The sequence below is a fragment of the Paenibacillus sp. J22R160 genome, assembly GCF_059692135.1.
Genome location: NZ_JCAUAU010000024.1, coordinates 88,479 through 107,701, shown reverse-complemented (window position 1 = coordinate 107,701; position 19,223 = coordinate 88,479). Strand labels below are relative to the sequence as shown.

The 19,223-nt window shown below is 43.7% G+C and carries 19 protein-coding genes; 13 read left to right on the top strand and 6 right to left on the bottom strand.

Features of this window, described 5'->3' with window-relative positions:
* The 4 genes from AC58UW_RS29255 to AC58UW_RS29240 all read left to right on the top strand — a co-directional run.
* Window positions 1-2,239: S-layer homology domain-containing protein (locus tag AC58UW_RS29255; RefSeq protein ID WP_497424084.1), on the top strand; the 2,239-nt coding region annotated here is incomplete at its 5' end.
* Window positions 2,240-2,452: 213 nt separating this feature from the next.
* A complete protein-coding gene (locus tag AC58UW_RS29250; protein WP_497424083.1) occupies window positions 2,453-3,088 on the top strand; it encodes an FMN-dependent NADH-azoreductase in 636 nt (211 codons plus the stop codon).
* A gap of 215 nt (window positions 3,089-3,303) precedes the next feature.
* Complete coding sequence (locus tag AC58UW_RS29245) at window positions 3,304-4,578, top strand: MFS transporter (RefSeq protein ID WP_497424088.1); 1,275 nt, start codon at window positions 3,304-3,306, stop codon at window positions 4,576-4,578.
* A gap of 108 nt (window positions 4,579-4,686) precedes the next feature.
* The gene (locus AC58UW_RS29240; RefSeq protein ID WP_497424082.1) at window positions 4,687-5,502 is read left to right on the top strand and encodes a class I SAM-dependent methyltransferase; all 816 of its coding nucleotides are present in this window, start codon (window positions 4,687-4,689) and stop codon (window positions 5,500-5,502) included.
* A gap of 82 nt (window positions 5,503-5,584) precedes the next feature.
* Here the strand turns inward: AC58UW_RS29240 and AC58UW_RS29235 are convergent, their stop codons facing one another.
* Together AC58UW_RS29235 and AC58UW_RS29230 are read right to left on the bottom strand one after the other, a co-directional pair.
* On the bottom strand, window positions 5,585-6,115 hold the full coding sequence (locus AC58UW_RS29235; protein WP_497424081.1) for a dihydrofolate reductase family protein: 531 nt from the start codon (window positions 6,113-6,115) through the stop codon (window positions 5,585-5,587).
* Window positions 6,115-7,011, bottom strand: coding sequence for an alpha/beta fold hydrolase (locus tag AC58UW_RS29230; protein WP_497424080.1), 897 nt, complete (start codon window positions 7,009-7,011; stop codon window positions 6,115-6,117). The genes AC58UW_RS29235 and AC58UW_RS29230 overlap by 1 nt, the downstream gene beginning before the upstream one ends.
* A 264-nt stretch (window positions 7,012-7,275) precedes the next feature.
* Between AC58UW_RS29230 and AC58UW_RS29225 the strand changes: the two genes are divergently transcribed.
* Entirely contained in the window at window positions 7,276-7,611 is a 336-nt protein-coding gene (locus AC58UW_RS29225) for a winged helix-turn-helix transcriptional regulator (RefSeq protein ID WP_497424079.1), read from the top strand.
* Here the strand turns inward: AC58UW_RS29225 and AC58UW_RS29220 are convergent.
* Window positions 7,608-7,940, bottom strand: coding sequence for a winged helix-turn-helix transcriptional regulator (locus AC58UW_RS29220; RefSeq protein ID WP_497424078.1), 333 nt, complete (start codon window positions 7,938-7,940; stop codon window positions 7,608-7,610). The two genes, AC58UW_RS29225 and AC58UW_RS29220, sit on opposite strands and share 4 nt — an antisense overlap.
* A 119-nt stretch (window positions 7,941-8,059) precedes the next feature.
* On the opposite strand from AC58UW_RS29220, the gene AC58UW_RS29215 reads away from it, so the two are divergent.
* The gene (locus AC58UW_RS29215; protein ID WP_497424077.1) at window positions 8,060-8,512 is read left to right on the top strand and encodes a DUF4267 domain-containing protein; all 453 of its coding nucleotides are present in this window, start codon (window positions 8,060-8,062) and stop codon (window positions 8,510-8,512) included.
* 361 nt (window positions 8,513-8,873) lie between these two features.
* On the opposite strand, the gene AC58UW_RS29210 is transcribed toward AC58UW_RS29215, so the two are convergent.
* Complete coding sequence (locus AC58UW_RS29210; RefSeq protein ID WP_497424076.1) at window positions 8,874-10,259, bottom strand: MFS transporter; 1,386 nt, start codon at window positions 10,257-10,259, stop codon at window positions 8,874-8,876.
* Window positions 10,260-10,370: 111 nt separating this feature from the next.
* Between AC58UW_RS29210 and AC58UW_RS29205 the strand changes: the two genes are divergently transcribed.
* A complete protein-coding gene (locus AC58UW_RS29205; protein WP_497424075.1) occupies window positions 10,371-11,255 on the top strand; it encodes a LysR family transcriptional regulator in 885 nt (294 codons plus the stop codon).
* Between the two features lie 162 nt (window positions 11,256-11,417).
* Window positions 11,418-12,212, top strand: a complete 795-nt coding sequence (locus tag AC58UW_RS29200) for a hypothetical protein (protein ID WP_497424074.1) — start codon at window positions 11,418-11,420, stop codon at window positions 12,210-12,212.
* Here AC58UW_RS29200 and AC58UW_RS29195 read toward each other — a convergent pair.
* Both AC58UW_RS29195 and AC58UW_RS29190 read right to left on the bottom strand, forming a co-directional pair.
* On the bottom strand, window positions 12,199-12,972 hold the full coding sequence (locus tag AC58UW_RS29195) for a class I SAM-dependent methyltransferase (RefSeq protein WP_497424073.1): 774 nt from the start codon (window positions 12,970-12,972) through the stop codon (window positions 12,199-12,201). The genes AC58UW_RS29200 and AC58UW_RS29195 overlap by 14 nt on opposite strands.
* A 160-nt stretch (window positions 12,973-13,132) precedes the next feature.
* Window positions 13,133-14,038: an alpha/beta hydrolase gene (locus AC58UW_RS29190; protein WP_497424072.1), complete on the bottom strand. Its 906-nt coding sequence runs from the start codon at window positions 14,036-14,038 to the stop codon at window positions 13,133-13,135.
* A gap of 68 nt (window positions 14,039-14,106) precedes the next feature.
* On the opposite strand from AC58UW_RS29190, the gene AC58UW_RS29185 reads away from it, so the two are divergent.
* From AC58UW_RS29185 to AC58UW_RS29165, 5 genes are all read left to right on the top strand, one after another.
* Entirely contained in the window at window positions 14,107-14,490 is a 384-nt protein-coding gene (locus AC58UW_RS29185) for a hypothetical protein (RefSeq protein WP_497424071.1), read from the top strand.
* A 166-nt stretch (window positions 14,491-14,656) separates the two neighbouring features.
* Window positions 14,657-16,174 (top strand): extracellular solute-binding protein, encoded by a 1,518-nt coding sequence (locus tag AC58UW_RS29180; RefSeq protein ID WP_497424070.1) that lies wholly within the window; start codon window positions 14,657-14,659, stop codon window positions 16,172-16,174.
* A 78-nt stretch (window positions 16,175-16,252) separates the two neighbouring features.
* Entirely contained in the window at window positions 16,253-17,209 is a 957-nt protein-coding gene (locus AC58UW_RS29175) for an ABC transporter permease (RefSeq protein ID WP_497424069.1), read from the top strand.
* Between the two features lie 27 nt (window positions 17,210-17,236).
* Window positions 17,237-18,115, top strand: a complete 879-nt coding sequence (locus tag AC58UW_RS29170; protein WP_497424068.1) for a carbohydrate ABC transporter permease — start codon at window positions 17,237-17,239, stop codon at window positions 18,113-18,115.
* 47 nt (window positions 18,116-18,162) lie between these two features.
* Complete coding sequence (locus AC58UW_RS29165) at window positions 18,163-19,182, top strand: Gfo/Idh/MocA family protein (RefSeq protein ID WP_497424067.1); 1,020 nt, start codon at window positions 18,163-18,165, stop codon at window positions 19,180-19,182.
* Window positions 19,183-19,223: the final 41 nt, after the last annotated feature.

Here is a 19,223-nt window from a genome sequence, read left to right as displayed (position 1 = left end):
TAACGTCGGTAGTAACCTGATCACCATTGAAGTAACGGCTGAGAACCAGACGAAGAAAACATATACCGTTGTAGTAAATCGTGCGGTTGCTCCACAGTCTGATGACGCGACTCTCAAAAAGTTAACCTTAAGCACAGGCATCTTAACGCCATCATTTGATCCAAATGTTTTCAATTATAAGGCAAGTGTAACCAATCAAATCAACAGCATTTCTGTAACCGCATCGGTATACGCGACTTCTTCACTTGTTGTCAGGTCCAATGGAGGTTTGGTAAGCGTAAGCGATGGGGTGTACGGTCCGATCAGTCTTAACGTTGGTGATAACAAGATCACTTTGGAAGTAACGGCTGAGAACCAGACGAAGGCAACATATACCGTTGTAGTAAATCGTGCGGGTGAAGAATTATCCAACGATGCCACACTTAAGCAGATGCAATTGGATAACAAATCAATTCAAGTATCTGCAGACCAAACAGAGTATACGGTAAGTGTAGGTAATAAGACTGCCACTGTTACTGTAATGGCAACCCCGAATGACAACCAGGCTAAGGTTGAAATTAATGATGAAGCAGTGAGTAGTAAACAGATACGTCTAAATGAAGGATTAAATACAGTTAAGATTAAAGTAACGGCTCAAAACGGAACAACAGTTAAAATTTATACGCTATTCATTAAAAGAGCCATTTCTCAAACCGTTTCCGATACACCGGTTCAAGTATCAAACGATCCTTTAACCCTAGTAATTCCTAATGGTGTGAAGAATGCTCAGATTCATGTTACACCTAGTCCAACAGGGGATACTAATCAAGCAACTATGCCATTAGTGGAAGCGAAAGCAGCCACGTCTCTGGGTGAAGTTAGTATGTCAATCCCTTCTGGAGTAACGGTATCGGGTCCTTCTACTTGGGATGGAACAATCAAATTACCAGAGCTTCAACCCAATAGCAGTGTATCAGTTAACGGAACGGTTAATGCTGTCGTTGAGGTTGGTGTAGAAGGAATGACATTAACTTTCGATAAAGCAGTAAGGCTGCTTTTACCAAACCAGAAAGGTAAGAAAGTTGGCTTTGTAAAAGATGGGATTGTTGTGCCGATCACTGGACAATTAAACGAAGATACTCAGGAAGCCGCAGATCTAATTGCTGCTGGTAAAGAGGCAGAAATTGAAGTAGGCAACGATATCGTGGTCTGGACGAAACACTTCACCAAATATGTAAGCTTTTCTTCGGGTTCGGGTGAAACACCTGAGCAAGGTTCCGATTCGGATAACGACAGTAGCTCAGATGCCAACACGAATATGATTACGTCTGCTGGTGGAACCGTTTCAGTGAATGGTGTTCAAATCGTTGTACCTGCAGGTGCAATCAATACGGATATCAATGTAACGATTGAAAAAGTAACAAACACAGTTGACTTAGTCGCAGAGTCTTCTTTGAAACTAATCGGTGATATTTTTGAAATTAAGAAGAATAAAGAGAACGCATTTAGTAAGTCCGTGTCTGTTTCCATACCGTTTGATAAATCAAAGGTTGATCCAACGAAGTCAACGGTATCCGTTTATTGGTATGATGAAGCAGCAAAGAAATGGATTGCATTGGATAATCCTATAGCAGATTTCGATAAAGCTGCAGCAACCGGAACGGTCAATCATTTTGCCAAGTTTGGGGTCTTCGCAGCGAATAAGCCAGTGCCTCCTGTTGAACCAACACCAGATTCAGTAAACTTTACTGATACTAAGGGGCATTGGGCAGAAAATAATATCCATGAACTCATCAAGGTAGGTGCTATTGAAGGATACCCGGATGGAACGTTTGGTCCGGATAAAAACATCACCCGTGCTGAGTTTACAGCTATCTTAGTAAAAGCCCTTAAGCTTGGTAAAAAGAGTGGGAAAGTATTTGCGGATTCAGTGAACCATTGGGCGAAAGAATCGATTGAGACAGCAACCGCCTACGAAATTATTTCGGGCTACTCCGAAGAATCTTTCGGACCTAATGAGCTGATAACGCGAGAACAAATGGCTGCAATGATTGTAAGAGCAGTTAAGCTGCCGAATGCAACAAATAAAGGTGCATTTACGGATGGCTCTGATATTTCAGAGTGGGCAAGTTCGGCAGTGTCCACAGCTATGGCGAGTGGTTTAATCAATGGCTACGAAAATGGCTCATTCAAACCAAAAGCAAATGCAACACGCGCTGAAGCCGTAACTGTCATTCTAAAAGCTATAGCGAAGAAATAAAATTGAATTGCTAGTGTGCAGGTATGAGATGACTTCTGTTTTATCAGAAGTCATCTTTTTTTACCCATTACAGCCCCCAAGCAGCTCCTTGACGCTCACAGCAACCTTCTTTGTCTTATACATGTGATGGTCAAAGATGGATGTCACACATTGAATCCGTCAATTGTCTTACTAGTGTTAAAAAATACATTGGAGGGGCGGAGAATAAGTAAAATGGCAAAAGTATTGTATATCACAGCGCACCCTGATCACCAGAACTCTTATAGTTTATCTGTCGGAAACGAATTTATTGAGGCGTACAGAGAGGCTAATCCCAACGATGAAGTACTGCATCTTGATCTGTTCCAAATGAACATCCCCCAAATTGATACGGATGTATGCAACGGATGGGGGAAATTAAGTTCTGGCATTGATTTTAATCAATTGAAAAAAGAAGAAAAAGAGAAATTAAATCGTATGGGTGAATTGGTGGATCAATTTGTTGATGCTGATAAATATGTGTTCGTCAATCCTATGTGGAATTTTTCATTCCCGCCCGTTCTGAAAGCGTACATTGATTCGATATGTGTTGCTGGAAAAACCTTTAAATACACGAGTAAAGGTCCTATTGGGTTACTTAGCGATAAAAAGGCTGTGCATATTCAAGCAAGTGGTAGCTTTTATGCGAAAGGGGGGCCGTTTGCAGATTTTGAAATCGGTCATCGACATTTAAAAATGATTATGGCGTTTTTTGCTGTCCCTTCATTTGAAGGCATCTTTATAGAAGGTGTCTCTGCAAAGCCGGATGAAGCACCAGCAATTAAAGAAAAATCCATTCAAGAGGCTCGTGAGCTAGCTCGAAAGTTTTGATATCTAGGAAAAATTCAACCCGTAGGAGGCCACTTTATCAGTGCCATCGAACGGGTTTTGTTCATATAAAATTTAACGTTGACGTAAACGTTAATCAATAATATGATGTTGTCAGTTGAGAGTTGCGGCATGAAGGAGGACAGCGTGCAACTGGCCATGGTTGATAACCAAAAATAAAAGATGAAAAGGAGTCTTCAAACATGCAATCTCCTGCAATGAGAAAGACCGACGAGCAAAAGCAAACACCGTCTCATCAAAAAGCGAAGAAAGCGAGTATGTTCAATCAGCCAATTGCGGTCTGGGCTGTTGCCTTCGCAAGTATTATCGCTTTCATGGGACTTGGACTCGTTGATCCGATTTTACCTATGATGAAAGAACAATTAGGTGCGTCAGACAGTCAGCTTACGTTACTTTTTACGAGCTATAATGCGGTCATGGCCGTAACCATGCTCGTAACCGGCGTTATTTCCTCACGCCTAGGCATTAAGAGGATGTTGCTAGCCGGTATCGTCCTAATTGCCTTGTTCTCAGCACTTTCGGGCAACGCGAGCAATGTCATGGAAATTGTTTGGCTTCGCGCCGGCTGGGGACTTGGCAATGCCTTTTTCGTCGCCACTGCGTTAACGGCGCTCGTTTCAATGTCTAGAGTCGGTGTCGCGAAGTCCATTATTTTGTTCGAAGTAGCTGTTGGCCTTGGTATTTCCGTTGGACCTCTTTTGGGCGGAGAGCTCGGGGCCATTTCTTGGCGGGGGCCTTTCTATGGCGTAGCGGGGCTAATGATCATTGCATTCTGCTGCATTTACTTTATGATGCCGAAGAAACCCGCGGTAGCTATTGCCACAACTCTACCGAAGAAAAAAGTGTCCATCCTGGACCCATTCCGAGCGCTCAAGCATCGCTCATTGCTGGTATTCGGTATCGCGGCTATGTTGTATAACTTTGGGTTTTTCACATTGCTCGTTTACGCGGCTCTCGTACTCGGCCACTTGCACCATTTAGACGTTCACCAGCTTGGGTATGTCTTCCTCGGATGGGGTCTTTTGCTGGCGTTTACTTCCGTTTTTACGGCTCCGAGCCTGCAGAAATCACAAGGCACCATCAAAGCAATGTGCGTGCAGTTATTACTTTTCGCTGTGACGTTAGGGGTGATGGGCTATTGGACAACGGAAAAAGCGGTCGTTATTACGATGGTTATCTTGGCTGGCGCTTTCCTTGGCAATAACAATACGCTTATTACAACCGCGGTTATGAATGCCGCTCCTATTGAACGTTCCACGGCTTCCGCTGCGTATAGCTTCCTACGCTTCATTGGCGGTGCGCTAGCTCCTTATTACGCTGTCAAGTTTGCTGAGTGGTTCAACTTCCATGCTCCCTTCTACATTGGAGCGGGTTTCGTAGTTTTGGCGGTTATTGTCATTTGGATAAACAGGAAGCACTTGAAGCATGTAGATGAGGTCGAAAGCGCAGGCGATCGGATAGTCGTCGATTAAGTTTAATTTAAACTATCTTTCCACTTTCCTTTTATTGGGATGAACTGCATACTTAAACTGAATCTTTGCAGTAATCATATTTTCAATGTAAAAGGGGAGTGGAGCTGCGTGAATAAGAACTCGAATATCAGCTCGAATATCATCAAAGAACAATGGAATCAGTGGTCCGATACCTGGTATTTGAAGCATAGAACAGATGAGGTTATAAGCAAAATTATTAGTTCTCCTGCTTCCGCCTTTCATCACATGACGTATTCCATGCTTCAGAAAGCTATGCCAGATATGAATGGCAAACAGGTTTTGGTTCCATCAAGTGGTGATAACCATGCGGTCTATGCCTTTCATTTAATGGGGGCAAAAGTAACGTCATGTGATATTTCGGAGAAACAAATAGAGAACGCTTACAATATTGCGAAAGATCATAACTGGGATATTGAATTCATTTGCGACGATACGATGAAATTAACGGAAATTAGTCCTAATGAATATGACCTTGTATACACATCAAATGGCGTTCATATTTGGATAAACGATTTAGAATCCATGTACAATAATATTCAGCGGGTGCTTAAGCATAATGGGATCTACATCATGTTCGATATACACCCGTTTATGCGTCCTTTTGGAATCACAGCGAGTAAATCAATAATAGTTGAAAAACCATACGATGTATTAGGTCCTTTTGGAGAAATCCCAACCTACAAGTGGCGTATGCAAGATATTATGAATGCTATGATATCCTCTAATCTTACCGTTATGGGTATGGAAGAAATGTATGCGGAGCATGGTTCGTTTTGGATAGACGATTCAAACGATGATGGGGAACGTTTATCAGAACAAGAGCTGGAAGACTACTGCAACTGGCATATAAATCCTTTAGCAGCTATCCCTCAATGGCTTTCTATAAAAGCAATGAAAGGGTAGTTGCTGGCTCGACACAAAAACCGCGTCCTTATCAGCGCGGTTTTTTGTGTTCTTCCAATGTCCGTAGTGTCTGTTGGGAGGGCTATACGATTTCATCTTCTGTTTTATGACCAATCGCATAGTGCATTTGAACGACGCCGCTGCCGAGCGATTTGAAATTCAACAGTTTCACTTCCTTATATTGGTATTTCTCCGTATCAATCAATAGATTGAGCCCTTTACCTTCAAGTACTGGCGCGACATTGAATATGAGCTCATCAACAAGCCCTTGACCCAGAAAAGCATTATGAAGGTCCGCACCTCCCGAGATGAGGGCCGTTTGATAGCCTCTTTCTCGCAGGTAGCTTAGGGCTTCGCTTGGAGAGCCAACAACCGTCACACCTGGGATTTCGTTTACGCTCCCCGATACGACGACGATATCCATGCCAGCCAAAGTACCGCCGTTGCCGCTTGACTGCATCCCTTCAAACGTGCGTCTTCCGACAATGAAATTACCCGCTGCCTGAGCATGTGCCTCAAAATCGCCTAGTGCTTCCTTTTTTGGGGGGTTATTCGGACTCGATTGCGCGTAGTTGCCATTACCTGTTAGAGTTGCCCATAGAATTGTTTTCATCATATTGCCTCCTTTGGTTGTTTCGCTGTCCTTTCAAGGACTCTGCGGATAGATGCGGTCACCCGATCAGGTCGATCCTCCTGCACATAGTGGGAGGCATCGACTAAGGACTCGGTTTCATTCAATTTCAAATAACTCTGCCATTTCGCCATCTCTTCGGGTGGAAACCCAGCGCTATCCTTCATTCCCCACAGAATTTGAGCTGGCAAATTAGAGAGAACCGGAAGTTTCTCCTCGATCTTCTCCAGCCATGGACGCGCCTTTCGGATCTGCCTCGGGAATACCCATGTCGGTTTCCGTGATTGTGGAGTTGGAAATGGATCTGTGTAGGCCTTTCTCAAGGCATCTGTGATTTTATCGGTATGATGGATCCCACGCGGGACAATTTTTTTAGCGAAAAAGTTTTGCCTTGTCTGCAGCCAGTATCCAATAGGCCAACCGCCCATGGCAACCGAGAATAGTTTCATCGCAGGGAGCGTGGCCGGCCATGCCCAGGTATTCATAACGACAATTCCGCGCAAGTTCTCACGGTGTCTTACGGCGTAATTGAGTCCGATTGGACCTCCCCAATCTTGGACGACTAGTACGAAGTCTTTGAGTTCCAAGCGCCGGATGAATTCGGTGACAGCCTCCGAATGCTCCTTAGGTGTATAGCCATAGTCGGATGGAGCCCGTGACATACCAAGTCCTGGGTAATCCAGTGCAATCAACCGGCATTCACCGCTCAAATCCTTGATGATATTTCGGTAAAGATACGACCAGGTAGGGTTTCCGTGCAGGAGAAGAATGACAGGCCCTTGCCCCTCGTCAACGTAATGAATCATGCCATCGCGATAAGGCATCCAGTTGTCCTTGAACGGATACTCCGCTCTATCTACATCAAATGGTCTTTGCATATGTGCCTCCAATCAGCCTTTTTCCAGGTAGCGTTTAAGTTGTATGAGTCAATTAGCTGAATATTCAGATTTTTAAAATGGTAAATAGTCCTGATCCTATCGCTTGATCGCCCTGGTTGCGCGCACCACGCAGGGGTTGATGTCGATATGAAGTTGAAAGTTGTATTCCTGATCTTTAATTAGACTACAATACTGTGGTACATTTGAAAAGTAGTTACAATAAAGTGCAATAGTTTCATAAAATGAACTATGGAGGAAACGTCCATGTTGGATCGTTCTTGTATCGAAGCCATTGATCCTTTGATCGAAATTTTGGATGGTAAATGGACTCTCCCTCTTTTGTTGGAGTTGTTCGTCGGCACTAGACGATTTGGAGAGTTGCGGAGAAGACTGCACCCGATTAGCCCGAAGACATTAACAGATCGACTGAGGGTGCTGAAGGAAAAGGGGATTATTACGCGTACGCTCTACCCCGGCGTTCCCTTGCACGTAGAATATGAGCTAACTGAGCGCGGATGGAAACTGCAGCCTATTTTTGCGGCTATGTGGGATTGGGTGAAGGAAGATGACCTGAGTGCAAACAAAAAGAACCAGCTTTAAGAAGCAGGTTCTTTTTGTTTGCGTTCATTATGTTGTTCTCCCCAAGCACACATTACTTCTGCTACAGGGACCAATGTTCTGCCATATTCGCTAAGTGAGTATTCTACTTTGGGGGGGACCGTTGGGTATACCGTTCTTAGGACCACGCCTTCTTGTTCCAAGTCTCGAAGATGCTGCGTGAGCATTTTCTGGGAGACATCAGGTATTAGCTTTTCCAGATCGTTATACCGCCTGGTTGATTCCACCAAATGCCATAAAATTGTCGGTTTCCATTTTCCGCCTAAAACATGAATGACCGTCTCGATGGGACACTCGAGTTGATGAATCATTGATTAATCACACCCTTACTTTTAAGTATGTGGCGTACTTTAAAGTGCGTTCTTAACAGAATCATAGTACCGGTATACACTAAAGTCAATCAAATTAATTGGAAAAAGGAGACAATAAAATGAGCAAATCTGATTGGGGATTAAAGTCAGTATCATTTTGGTTAGCGGGTGTTGTTACACTGTTGATGTTGTTTTTAGGAGTAAAAGGATTTATCCTGCCGGAAGCTGCGATTCGAGATTTTGGTATCCCCTTGCATGACGCTTCTGATAAATATCTGGTTCATATTAAAGCGGATCGTGACCTGTTTATTGGTATCTTCCTACTAGCCTTGATGGTACTTCGCATGAGAAAAGCGATGCTTGTTGTTATGTTAACTTCTATTTTAATGCCTATAATCGATGCCCTATTGGTATTAACGAATGCCGTAGATAAAACACCGTCTTGGATCCATATTGTTACTGCAGTATACGGACTTGTTGTAAGTTGGATGTTGTATCGAGAAGAGCAGCGTGCCCAGACGGTAAATACTGAATCAGTGGGTACTATAACAGTAAGCGCTAAAACAGTTTAAACCATAGTAAAAGAAAAAGTCCTATTTGCGGCAAGAAGGCTACGGTTTGACTTTGAATTATGAAGCTACGGGCTCAATCGGTAGCTTCACCCCGTTGGTGGACCCGCGAGTCCTGCATTGCGCAGGCTATCGGGAACTACAAGGCGCTATTTCATCGAAAAGCGTCCTTTGATGTGCGGAGGGGAACTAGGGGCCGCTATTTCCTCACATTTGGCTAGAATTCAGCCAAAACCGAGGAAATAAAGCACTGTAGTTCCCCTCCGGCCGCGAAGCCCCCGCTATTCATCGAAATAGCGGACTGTAGTTCCATTACCCCATGATTCTTTCGCTGATACTGCGCCCACTCTTAGACTAGCATTACTCAATAATCAGATTGCAAGTGCACACTCTCCCGCCGGCGACTCATGAACACCAAAGACAATGCGATTACCGTGAGGATGATCCCAAGCACTTGAAAACCCTTGAAGCTGAACGTACCGCCCATCACGATACCTATCAATAATGAAGAAAGAATAGTACCTAGATATCTTGATGTAATAAATAATCCAGATGCAACACCAATTATTTCTTTTGGTGAACTTTGAAACAAGGCTGCTTGCATACCGACACTGTTTAACCCGTTGCTAATACCGAACGCTGCCAAAGCCAAACACACGCTAATAACCGGTGAAGTTTGATTTAATGTCACGAGCCACACCGATCCGAATGTCATCAGAATGGCTGATATTCGTAAGGCTGGCCGAGGTCCTGATTTATCAATCCATCGCCCTGCAATGGGAGAAGCAACCAGCGAGCACAAGCCTAAGCTTAGCATGAGAATCCCCGTATGGAATTCACTGACATGACGTACCATTTGCAAGTAGGACGGAAGTCCGAAAAAGAGGGAGTAATAAAGCAGATTAACGAGCATGAATTTGACATTGACCCAAGTCATCGTTGGATAGTTGGCGAAAGTACGCAAAGGAATAAAAGGTGACTTCGCTCTTAATTCGTGGCGTACAAAAGCTCCCAATGCTATGACGCCAGTTAGCCCCACAATAATATGACTTAATGAGATCTTCCCCGATGATTTCGCTGACAGTAATCCTATAAGCAGGGCAACCAACCCCACTGCGAATAGCAGAATTCCTAGAGCATCCATCATTTCAAACCATTTACGAAAGGACATGTTGCGGGCATCGGAGGATTGCGGTCCGTCATGAGGGATATGCCTCCAAGATAATAGAAAGCTAGCAGCTACGATCGGGATATTGACGAAAAAAATGGCCTGCCAGCCCCACCAGTGTATCAAGATTCCGCCAATAAAAGGCCCAATTGCCGCTGCTCCCGATAAAAAGATGGACAAAACAGCCAGCGCAGCTGCTTGGTTCTCCGTAATATGAACCCGAACAATGGCCATTCCAACCCCAACCATCATGCTTGTTCCGATGGATTGCACAATACGGAACACGATGAGCCACCCGAAGTTTGGTGATAATGGGGCTAATAATGATGCAAGGAAAGCTACGACCAGCCCTGCAAGAAATATCTTCCTACGCCCGAATAAATCGCTAGCTCTTCCCATAACAGGTTGAGCGATGCTGCTAGCCATATAGAAAGAGAAAATAATCCAGGAAATACTTGTGAAATCTAGCTGGAACACATGCTGCAGTCTCGGAATAGCAACGGAGACCATCGAAGAATTTAATGGGTTCAGCAGTATCCCAAGGCAAACGGAAATCAGTAACCACCTGCTGCGAATGTTCATTTGTTGATCCCCCCAAAGAGTAATAATGTCATCCTACTTGAGATTGCTCATTTATTCCAACGCATTTTATGTTATTATTTCATTGATTTGAAGGAATGAGGGGGACAGGAAATGGAGCTTCTTCAACTGCAATATTTTCTGGCAGTAGCTCGTTTGGAGCATGTAACCGAAGCAGCACGAAGTCTGCACGTTACGCAGTCTTCTCTAAGCAGAACGATTCAGCGCTTGGAAGAGGATTTAGGGGTCCCATTATTCGATCGCGTAGGGCGGAAACTGCGGTTAAATGAATTTGGAAGCCGATTTCTTCTCCGCGCTGAAAGGGCGTTATTTGAACTGGAACAGGGGAAGCAGGAATTGATTGATCTATCCGGCTCAGAACATGGCACACTCGAATTGGCGGTGACCACGGCAAGCACGTTGCCCCATATTCTTCGAGAGTTTCGGAAAAAGCTTCCGTCCATCCAATTTCATGTACAAATGCTATCTACTCAGGAGATGGTTACACTTCTTCATAGAGGAGAGGTCGATTTTTGCTTATCTTCCCCTCCTATACATGAGGATGGCATTGAATGTCAGGTCTTGTTCATAGACCCTATCGTTGTTGCGGTTCCCAAGGGGCATCGGTTGGCAAACCGAAGTAGCGTGGCCTTAGCAGAACTAAGGGATGAATGGTTTGTAGGGGTAAAAAAAGGCTATGGTGCTCGTGATTTTGTGGACTCGTTATGTCAATTGGCCGGATTTGTCCCTAAATACGTGTATGAGGGGGATGAACCTGCAAGGCTGAGTGCTCTTGTAGAAGCCGAGATCGGCATAGCCTTCATACCAAGCACCGCAAGGGATTCAAGGGAACCTATCAAATATCTTCAAGTAGAGAATCATGAATTGGTGCGGGAAATAGCGTTATTATGGCACAAGAGTCGGTACATTTCGCGGGCTGCTCAGGAATTTCGTGAGGTAGTTGTAGAGTATTTTGGAGCCTTATCCAAACAGGAATAATGAAGTCGATACAAAAAATGAATTGTGAAGGAGCTGCGTACACTTACAGCGGCTTCTTTTTGTTTTCGAAACTTTATGTATGGATTTTGCGTCTATTTCTATGTGTGGGAAATTATGGAATATTTATATGTCCTACAAAGTAAATGCCGGGAGTGAATTTAAATGAAAAAAATAGGTATTGGTCTAGTCTTAACATTATTCTTGATGACCCTGAGCTCTACGTACCCTACTCATGCAGAAGTACCCCCTATTCATTTTGTTATCATCCAGGAAACAAACTTGTATGCGAATGACGATGGAAGCAGCCGTCCTCTAGGTGCCATATCGCCATATCAGAATGTGCAGCTTGCCCCGGATGCTCCATTCAATTTTTATGATAAAAGAAGTCCTGAGGAATGGTTAAAGGTGCAGACTTGGTTGGGAGACCGCTGGATACAGGATGATGACAAAGTCTTATATGGCACATATGAAGAGCGTAAGAACACCTTAACGCTTATGAACACCGCAAGTTTATTTAACCAGCCAAATATCCACACGAAAACAGATCAGATGCTTGCACCTCAGGAGATTCGCACTACTGCCACTATACATTATGGACCGAAGTACGTCATAAACGCGATGAGTGCCGCTGGGCAAGCCGGAACGTGGTACCAAGTGGATACATGGCTGGGATCTAAGTGGATTATTAATCCAGCCCTCATGGAGGATGTCCATGCTGAACCCGTAGATTATCAACTTAAGTTAATGGGGGCTGAGACGGCTTATTTAGTCCCTTATGACCAAGAAGGTGGCGGAGAATTGCTGGAATCGGGAACTGTGCACGCTATTGCTAAATGGAAATACGCCCCGCAGCCCGCTAATGTCATTACTTGGTATAAAATTAATCTTCCGCAAGGGGAGCGGTGGGTAAAACCTCAGAATGAAGTGATTGAACTAGCAACCGCTACAATTTTCTAAAACGAAATATAACCGCAGGAGGAAGCTCATACCAATCGAATTTATTGTTTGTATGTTCATCCTTCTCGAAGCTCGGTTCTTGCCACCCATCAAGAACAAAACCCAAACTAAAAAATAAGTTCATATAATAGGATAAAGGTCTATGAAATAGGATATGAGGAACAGGCTGACCTTTTATGCCTATTGTTTTACTAGACTCTGGAGTTAAGTAAGTTGAGATTTGGACACTATTTCTTGTGACGATCTCCCCGTTCCTATCTTCAGTTTCATGTATTTTTCTTGTAGAAGGCGTTTGGAAGCAAGGATGTGGTATTGAGAATACGAAGATCCCATTCTTTTTTAATAACTGTGAAAGAGCCTTTGTTAAACAGGTGATGTCGGCAATATCCATTAAAGCCATATTAGCTACAGCGCCATCATATTTATCAGTTCCAAGTGCTAATAATGAATGATAGTTCGTTGCATCAATCACTTGATAATCTATGCGATTTAAGTAGTCCTTTGACCTTGATTTTGCTCGCTCAATCATTTTAGGGCTATAGTCAAAAGCAACAACCTCAGCGCCTAAGTCAGCTAATCTTCGAGAGAAGTTTCCGTTACCACAAGCAATATCTAGTAGGATTTGACCTTCTTTTATCTCAAGCAGTTCTTCCGTTTGTGGTCTGATAATTTCACGATGGAATCGATTACTATGTTCACCCATATAATCATCCCAAAACTCCGCGATCTCGTCCCATCTTGATTGAGAATCGTCCGTCATCTCATTCCATTGGCTCAGAGTACCCACTTCCCTTTCAGTAATGTTCTAGATTGTTTCAACACTGATAATACCATATGTTGGTATAAAAAGTGAGACAATCGATTCAATGAAAAATAAAGCCCAAGCATAGTACGCTTGAGCTTTATTTTTGCGCTCCCGATCAGTCCCGGCCCGCCTCGTAAAGCTTCTGCGCCAACATGGCAGGCCTTGTGCGCGTATCCGTAAAATGGTCCCCATCTCCGACGATCAGGCGGAACACCCCAAGTCGTGAGGACATATGCGGATTCCAGCCGAAGCCTTCTCCTTGCGGCAATGCGTTGTCTTGGTAGAAATAGACATAACTTTTGGGTGTAGGCAATGTATAGAACACTTTGAGATTCAACTTCTCGAAAAGTGGTTTCGCCGGCTCAGGACGGACACTTGTATAAAATCGTTTGGCTTCTTCCAAAGTTGCCGTGTTGACGAACAAATCCCGAAACAGCGGAAACGGCAGCATGATGGTATCGTCCTTCGATCGGGCTCTAAGCTGCTCGAAGCTCTGTCTGGTTGGAGGCGGCAGCTCGTCGGCGAGCGACTCGCCGTCTTTCAATACAAACGCGTCCCAGAAGACGAGGCGCTTGATGCGGTCCGGTATCTGTTCAGCAACCTTCTGGACGACTGTACCACCGAAGCTGTGCCCAACGAGAACGATGTCGCGTAGGTTCAGCCTCATAATATAATCGACGACGGACTTTGTGATCATCGCGTGCGTGACATTTTTGGTTGGGTCTGTGCCATGACCCGCGTATTCCGGCGAATAGACGATGTGCCCCTGACTGCGCAGCACGGCAGCAACGCCGTCCCAGAAATTAGCGTCGGCCCAAGAGCCATGCACTAGCACGAATGTAAGCCGTTGCTGTTCAGGCAGACGACTGTTTTCGTCCGATTCGATGGCACCGCGCCAACCGAGCCATCCTTGCTCGGGATAAGGAGAATAATATGGCCAGAGGAGCGTAAATCTGTAATCGGAATATGGCATTGGATGAATTTCCGGGCGATAAGGAAACATGTTCAAACATCCTCTCAAAATGGCATATCTCAGCTTATGCCTACTGAGGTTGAGAGGTACCCGTATAGGAGCGAGATGAATACGGCATGCAGGGAGGAGCAGATCCCGACAACCGTCGCACATTTGATTGGGCGCAAGGATCGACTTCGAACAGTGCCGTTTCCTTGACACAGCAATTAATCAGCATTCGCAATCAATATCCCGCATTAAGGACGGGGTCATTCATGACATTACTTGCAGACGATGCCACTGACATTTATTCATTTGGCCGATTTGATCTTACAAACCGAATTGCTGTTGTGTTAAACAACGATACGGCAAGGAAATCAGTTACGGTCCCAGTGTCGAAGCTAAGTGTTGTGGACGGAAGTACCATGACGGATCAAATTACAGGAACTACATATACCGTTCAGAATGGTTCTGTGACCGTTTCTGTGAATGGGCATTATGGTGCTATTTTAACCCAGTAGAGGACTTGCGATCGCAAGGAAAATGACAGTTTTGTGTGATTTTACACCAGTTCTGTTCCTAGAATGTATGCGTATTATCACGTACAATTGGATTTGTAGGAGCGAAGGTTCGAGAATGATGTAAGCGTTATCTTTAAAAAGATGATTAAATAAGGGGGTTAACACTTTGATCAAAAACAGATTGCGTAAGGTAAATACTCTTGCAGCAACAGCAGTTCTAACTGCCTCTTTAATTGGTTGTTCTTCCGCTCCAACTGCAAACTCCTCTTCCGGTAATTCAAAAGCTGCTGCACCCATGGATTTAAGCGTGATGTTTTACACATCGGCTAATATTCAAATTACTCATGACGATAATGAGGCTATCAAATTTTTGGAGAAAAAGTTTAACGTTAAGCTGACGATTATGGACACGCCAATCAATGATTACACAACGAAGCAAAATACGATTGTTGCTTCGGGCAGTATCCCTGATGTGATGGTCTGGAACGCATTCCCCGATGCGGCTTTAAGTGGTTATTTGAAGCAAGGGGCCTTCATGCAATTAGATAAATATTTGGATAAAGCGCCTAATTTGAAAAAATACCCCCAAATGATTTGGGACAATGTGAAAGTAGACGGACATTTCTATATGATACCGAGGGTAAGGCCAATTGTGCGTACAGGCGTCCTTATTCGGAAGGATTGGTTGGATAAACTTAACTTACCTATTCCCAAAACGACAGATGACTTGGCTAAAGTCGCAGTCGCATTCACCAAAAATGATCCTGACGGCGACGGCAATGCAGATACATATGGGATTGCCACTGATCCTAAACTATCGAATTTGAATCCATTGTATGCTGCGTTCGGAACAGGTAACGGCTGGTTGAAACAAACAGATGGAACACTAGTAAATTCATTTGTTACGCCAGGAATGAACCAGTCTCTTCAATTTTTACGGGATTTATACGCGCAAGGAGCACTAAGTAAAGACTTCCCAGTCCAACAAGGAAACACTAGAAAAGAAATTCAAAGCGGGAAAGCTGGGATTCTCCTAGAAAGCTATATCGTTGACTACGCTCAGGATATTGCTGCACTGAAAAAAGTGGATCCAAAGGCGGAGCTTATCTATATCGATCCTCCTGCAGGGCCAACTGGAATCAGTGGATACTTTGCCGGCAGCGGAAACGCTGCTGGATGGGTGATACCTGCAACTGCAAAACCCGAGAAGGTAGATAAAGTATTAGAGATTATGAACTGGGAAGCAAGTGAGGAAGGCTATCATTTCAATAAATACGGCATAGATGGCATCCATAACACCAAGAATGCAGACGGTACATTTACTACGAACGAGAAGTATATTAAGGATGACCTTAAGGAATTGATCATGGTTTCACCATATGACGTCTATAGCTACACGGATACTGGAGCACCATTGGAGGTTCAAAAAGTCCAGCGTGATGCACTCGATAAGGTTAAGGACAAGGGAATTCCTCTACTTATTCCATCCTACATCTCACCAACTCAAATACAGAAAAACGAAGAAATCAACAACAAGCTTAGATATGATTACTTTACAAGAATTATTACGGGGCAGCTGCCGGCTAATGCTTTCGATGAGTTTGTCACGAAATGGAAAACGGGTGGCGGCGACCAAATCACGAAGGAAACAAACGAGTTCTATAAATCACAGGGTAGTAAATAAATGAAAGCCGCATTCTTTCAGTTTCCCTTGCCGTACATGGTGCGGCAAGGGAACTAGTATCATTGGGGGATGACATGTATGAACCAAATCTCAGGGCAATCCAGCTTAACGGGGCCGATAACGAAGAAAGCAACGAAACGAAGATTTGTCTCTTTTTTTCAGGATTGGGACCTTTATTTGCTTGCTCTTCCTGGGATCGTCTATTTTCTTTTGTTTAAATATCTGCCGATGTGGGGAATTCTAATTTCCTTCCAGGATTTCAGTCCTTTTTTGGGGTTTTGGAAAAGCGACTGGGTAGGATTTAAACATTTCCAGGAGCTTTTTGCTTATGATCATTTTTGGAACTTAATGAGAAATACGTTGTTAATTAGCTTTTATCAGCTGATCTTTTTCTTTCCAGTTCCAATCATTTTTGCCCTAATGCTGCACGAAATAAGCAAAACTTTCTTTAAAAAGTTGATACAGACGATCATTTATCTGCCGCATTTTATTTCCTGGGTTGTCATTGCCTCAATAACGTTTGTCTTGTTGTCAGGCGGGGGAGTCGTTAATCACATCATTGAAGCCATGGGTGGAAAAGCGGTTAATTTATTGTCCGAACCGGCAATTTTTAGATCGCTGATTGTTGTGCAAGATATTTGGAAAGAAGCCGGCTGGGGAACCATCATCTATTTAGCTGCGCTCGCAGGTGTCGATCCCCAATTGTATGAAGCAGCGGTTATGGACGGAGCGAACCGTTGGAAACAGTTATGGCATATTACGCTACCAACGATTCGCAGTACGATTATCATTCTGTTTCTATTACGTCTGGGACATATCATGGATGTCGGATTTGAACAAATTTTCCTCATGTTAAACAGCTTGGTGCGAAATGTAGGAGATGTTTTCGAAACGTTTGTCTATCAAAAGGGATTGGTTGAAGGGCAATTGAGCTTTTCCACGGCTGTTGGATTATTTAAATCAATCATCAGTCTCATTGTAGTCGCTGTTGCGAATTGGTTGGTAAAAAAGGCTGGCGAAGATGGCATATATTGAGCAGGGAATGAGAAGGAGGATGGCAGCATGATTCGAAATAGAGGGGTAAGCAGTCGGATTTTCGATGGAGCAAACTACCTATCATTGTTCATAGTAGCGCTAATAACCTTTATTCCCTTCTATTATGTCATTGTCGCATCACTATCACCAATCAAGCAGGTGCTTACTGAAAGCATTATTTTATGGCCAGAGAAGTTTACTCTAACGTCATACCACATGATTCTTACTACCCCGTCGTTCGTAAGAGCGTTACTCTTTACAATGTTTATAACGGTTGTAGGGACAGCAATTAACATGCTGTTTACCTCAACATTAGGCTACTCCTTATCGAAAAAGCGTTTTCGTGCTCGCAGGTCTATTTTGATGTTAATCGTGTTTTCAATGATGTTTAGCGGTGGACTTATCCCAACTTACCTAGTTGTTAAGCAACTGGGGATGATCAATAGCCTTTGGGCTTTAATGTTACCTGGTGCCATCTCTGCTTTTAACCTGATTGTTTTGAAAAATTTTTTTGCGAGCATCCCACAAGCGCTAGAAGACTCGGCAAGAATTGACGGATGCAGCAACTTTGGCATTTTTATGAGAATCGCATTACCGTTGTCATTGCCTGCACTTGCGTCTTTCACGTTATTTTATGCTGTTGGGAACTGGAATCAGTTTTTCGCGGCAATCATGTATATGAATAATTCGCGTTATTGGACGCTGCAGGTCGTTCTAAGGCAGCTTGTCATTATTGGCGATTCCACAGGTTACGGACAAGTTATCGATGATGCGAGTAAAACTGCTTTTCCCGAAACATTGAAATATGCGGCTATTGTGGTCGCCACACTCCCCATTTTGTTGGTGTATCCATTCTTGCAGAAATATTTTGTTAAAGGGGTATTAATGGGTTCGGTTAAAGAATAGAAAGAACAAAATAGAGCAGGTTGGCAGGATCTACAGGAGGGAAGATTATGTTTAAATTGGGCTTGATGGGTTGTGGAGTTGTTGCAAATTACGGGCATATTCCCTCAATAATAAATTCGTCTAAATTTGAATTAGCAGCTATTTATGAACCTGTTGTCTCTCGAAAAGAAGAGCTGGAGAAGAAACACAATGTTCAAGTTTTTAGTGAGGTAGAGCCGTTTTTCCAATCAGGCATTGATGCGGTAGTCATTACATCTCCAGCGCCTTCTCATTATCAAAATGTACGTGATGCCGCACGTTATGGAAAGCATGTCTTATGTGAGAAGCCACTAGCGATGGATGATAAAGAAGCCACAGAGATGATTGCCATAATGGCAGAAGCGGGATTAATGTTGTTTACAGCATTTGATTATCGATTTAGTCCTATTGCTCAAAAAATTAAAACCATCGTTGAAAATAAGAGCATCGGTGACGTTCGCTCACTGAGGTTAAGTTATATCTGGAATAATCATGGGAAATATGTGAATTATGATCAAGCCCCTCAACAGTTAAACTTAAGACGCGCGAACCGAATGATCGAAGGCGGACCTATGGTTGACTGTGGTGTGCATCAGATTGACCTTGCAAGATGGTGGCTGAATTCGGACGTCCAACTTCAGCATTCGGAAGGAGCCTGGGTGGACAATTATGAAGCTCCAGACCATATGTATCTTCATATGACGCATGCCAATGATGTACATACGATGTTAGAAATCAGCTATTCTTACTGTTTTACGGCGAAAGAACCGGTTTCACAGTTTATTTATGAACTGATCGGGACGGATGGCGTTATTCGCTATGATCGTGAATCCAAGCTATTTGAGATGCGGAACTCAACCGGCACAACTCGTTTCCCTTTTACCCGAGAGAAAAATTTCCCTGGTATGTACGATGCTTTTGCTTTATCACTTGAAACCGGTCAAACGGGCGATATGCCGACTGGCCTGGATGGGCTTATCGCAACCCGTATCGCTCGTAGGGCAACGAATGAACTCATTCAAAAACATGCGCATTTGCAGGATAAATAAGATGCAAAAAAGTGCTCTTCCGATTGGGGAAGAACACTTTT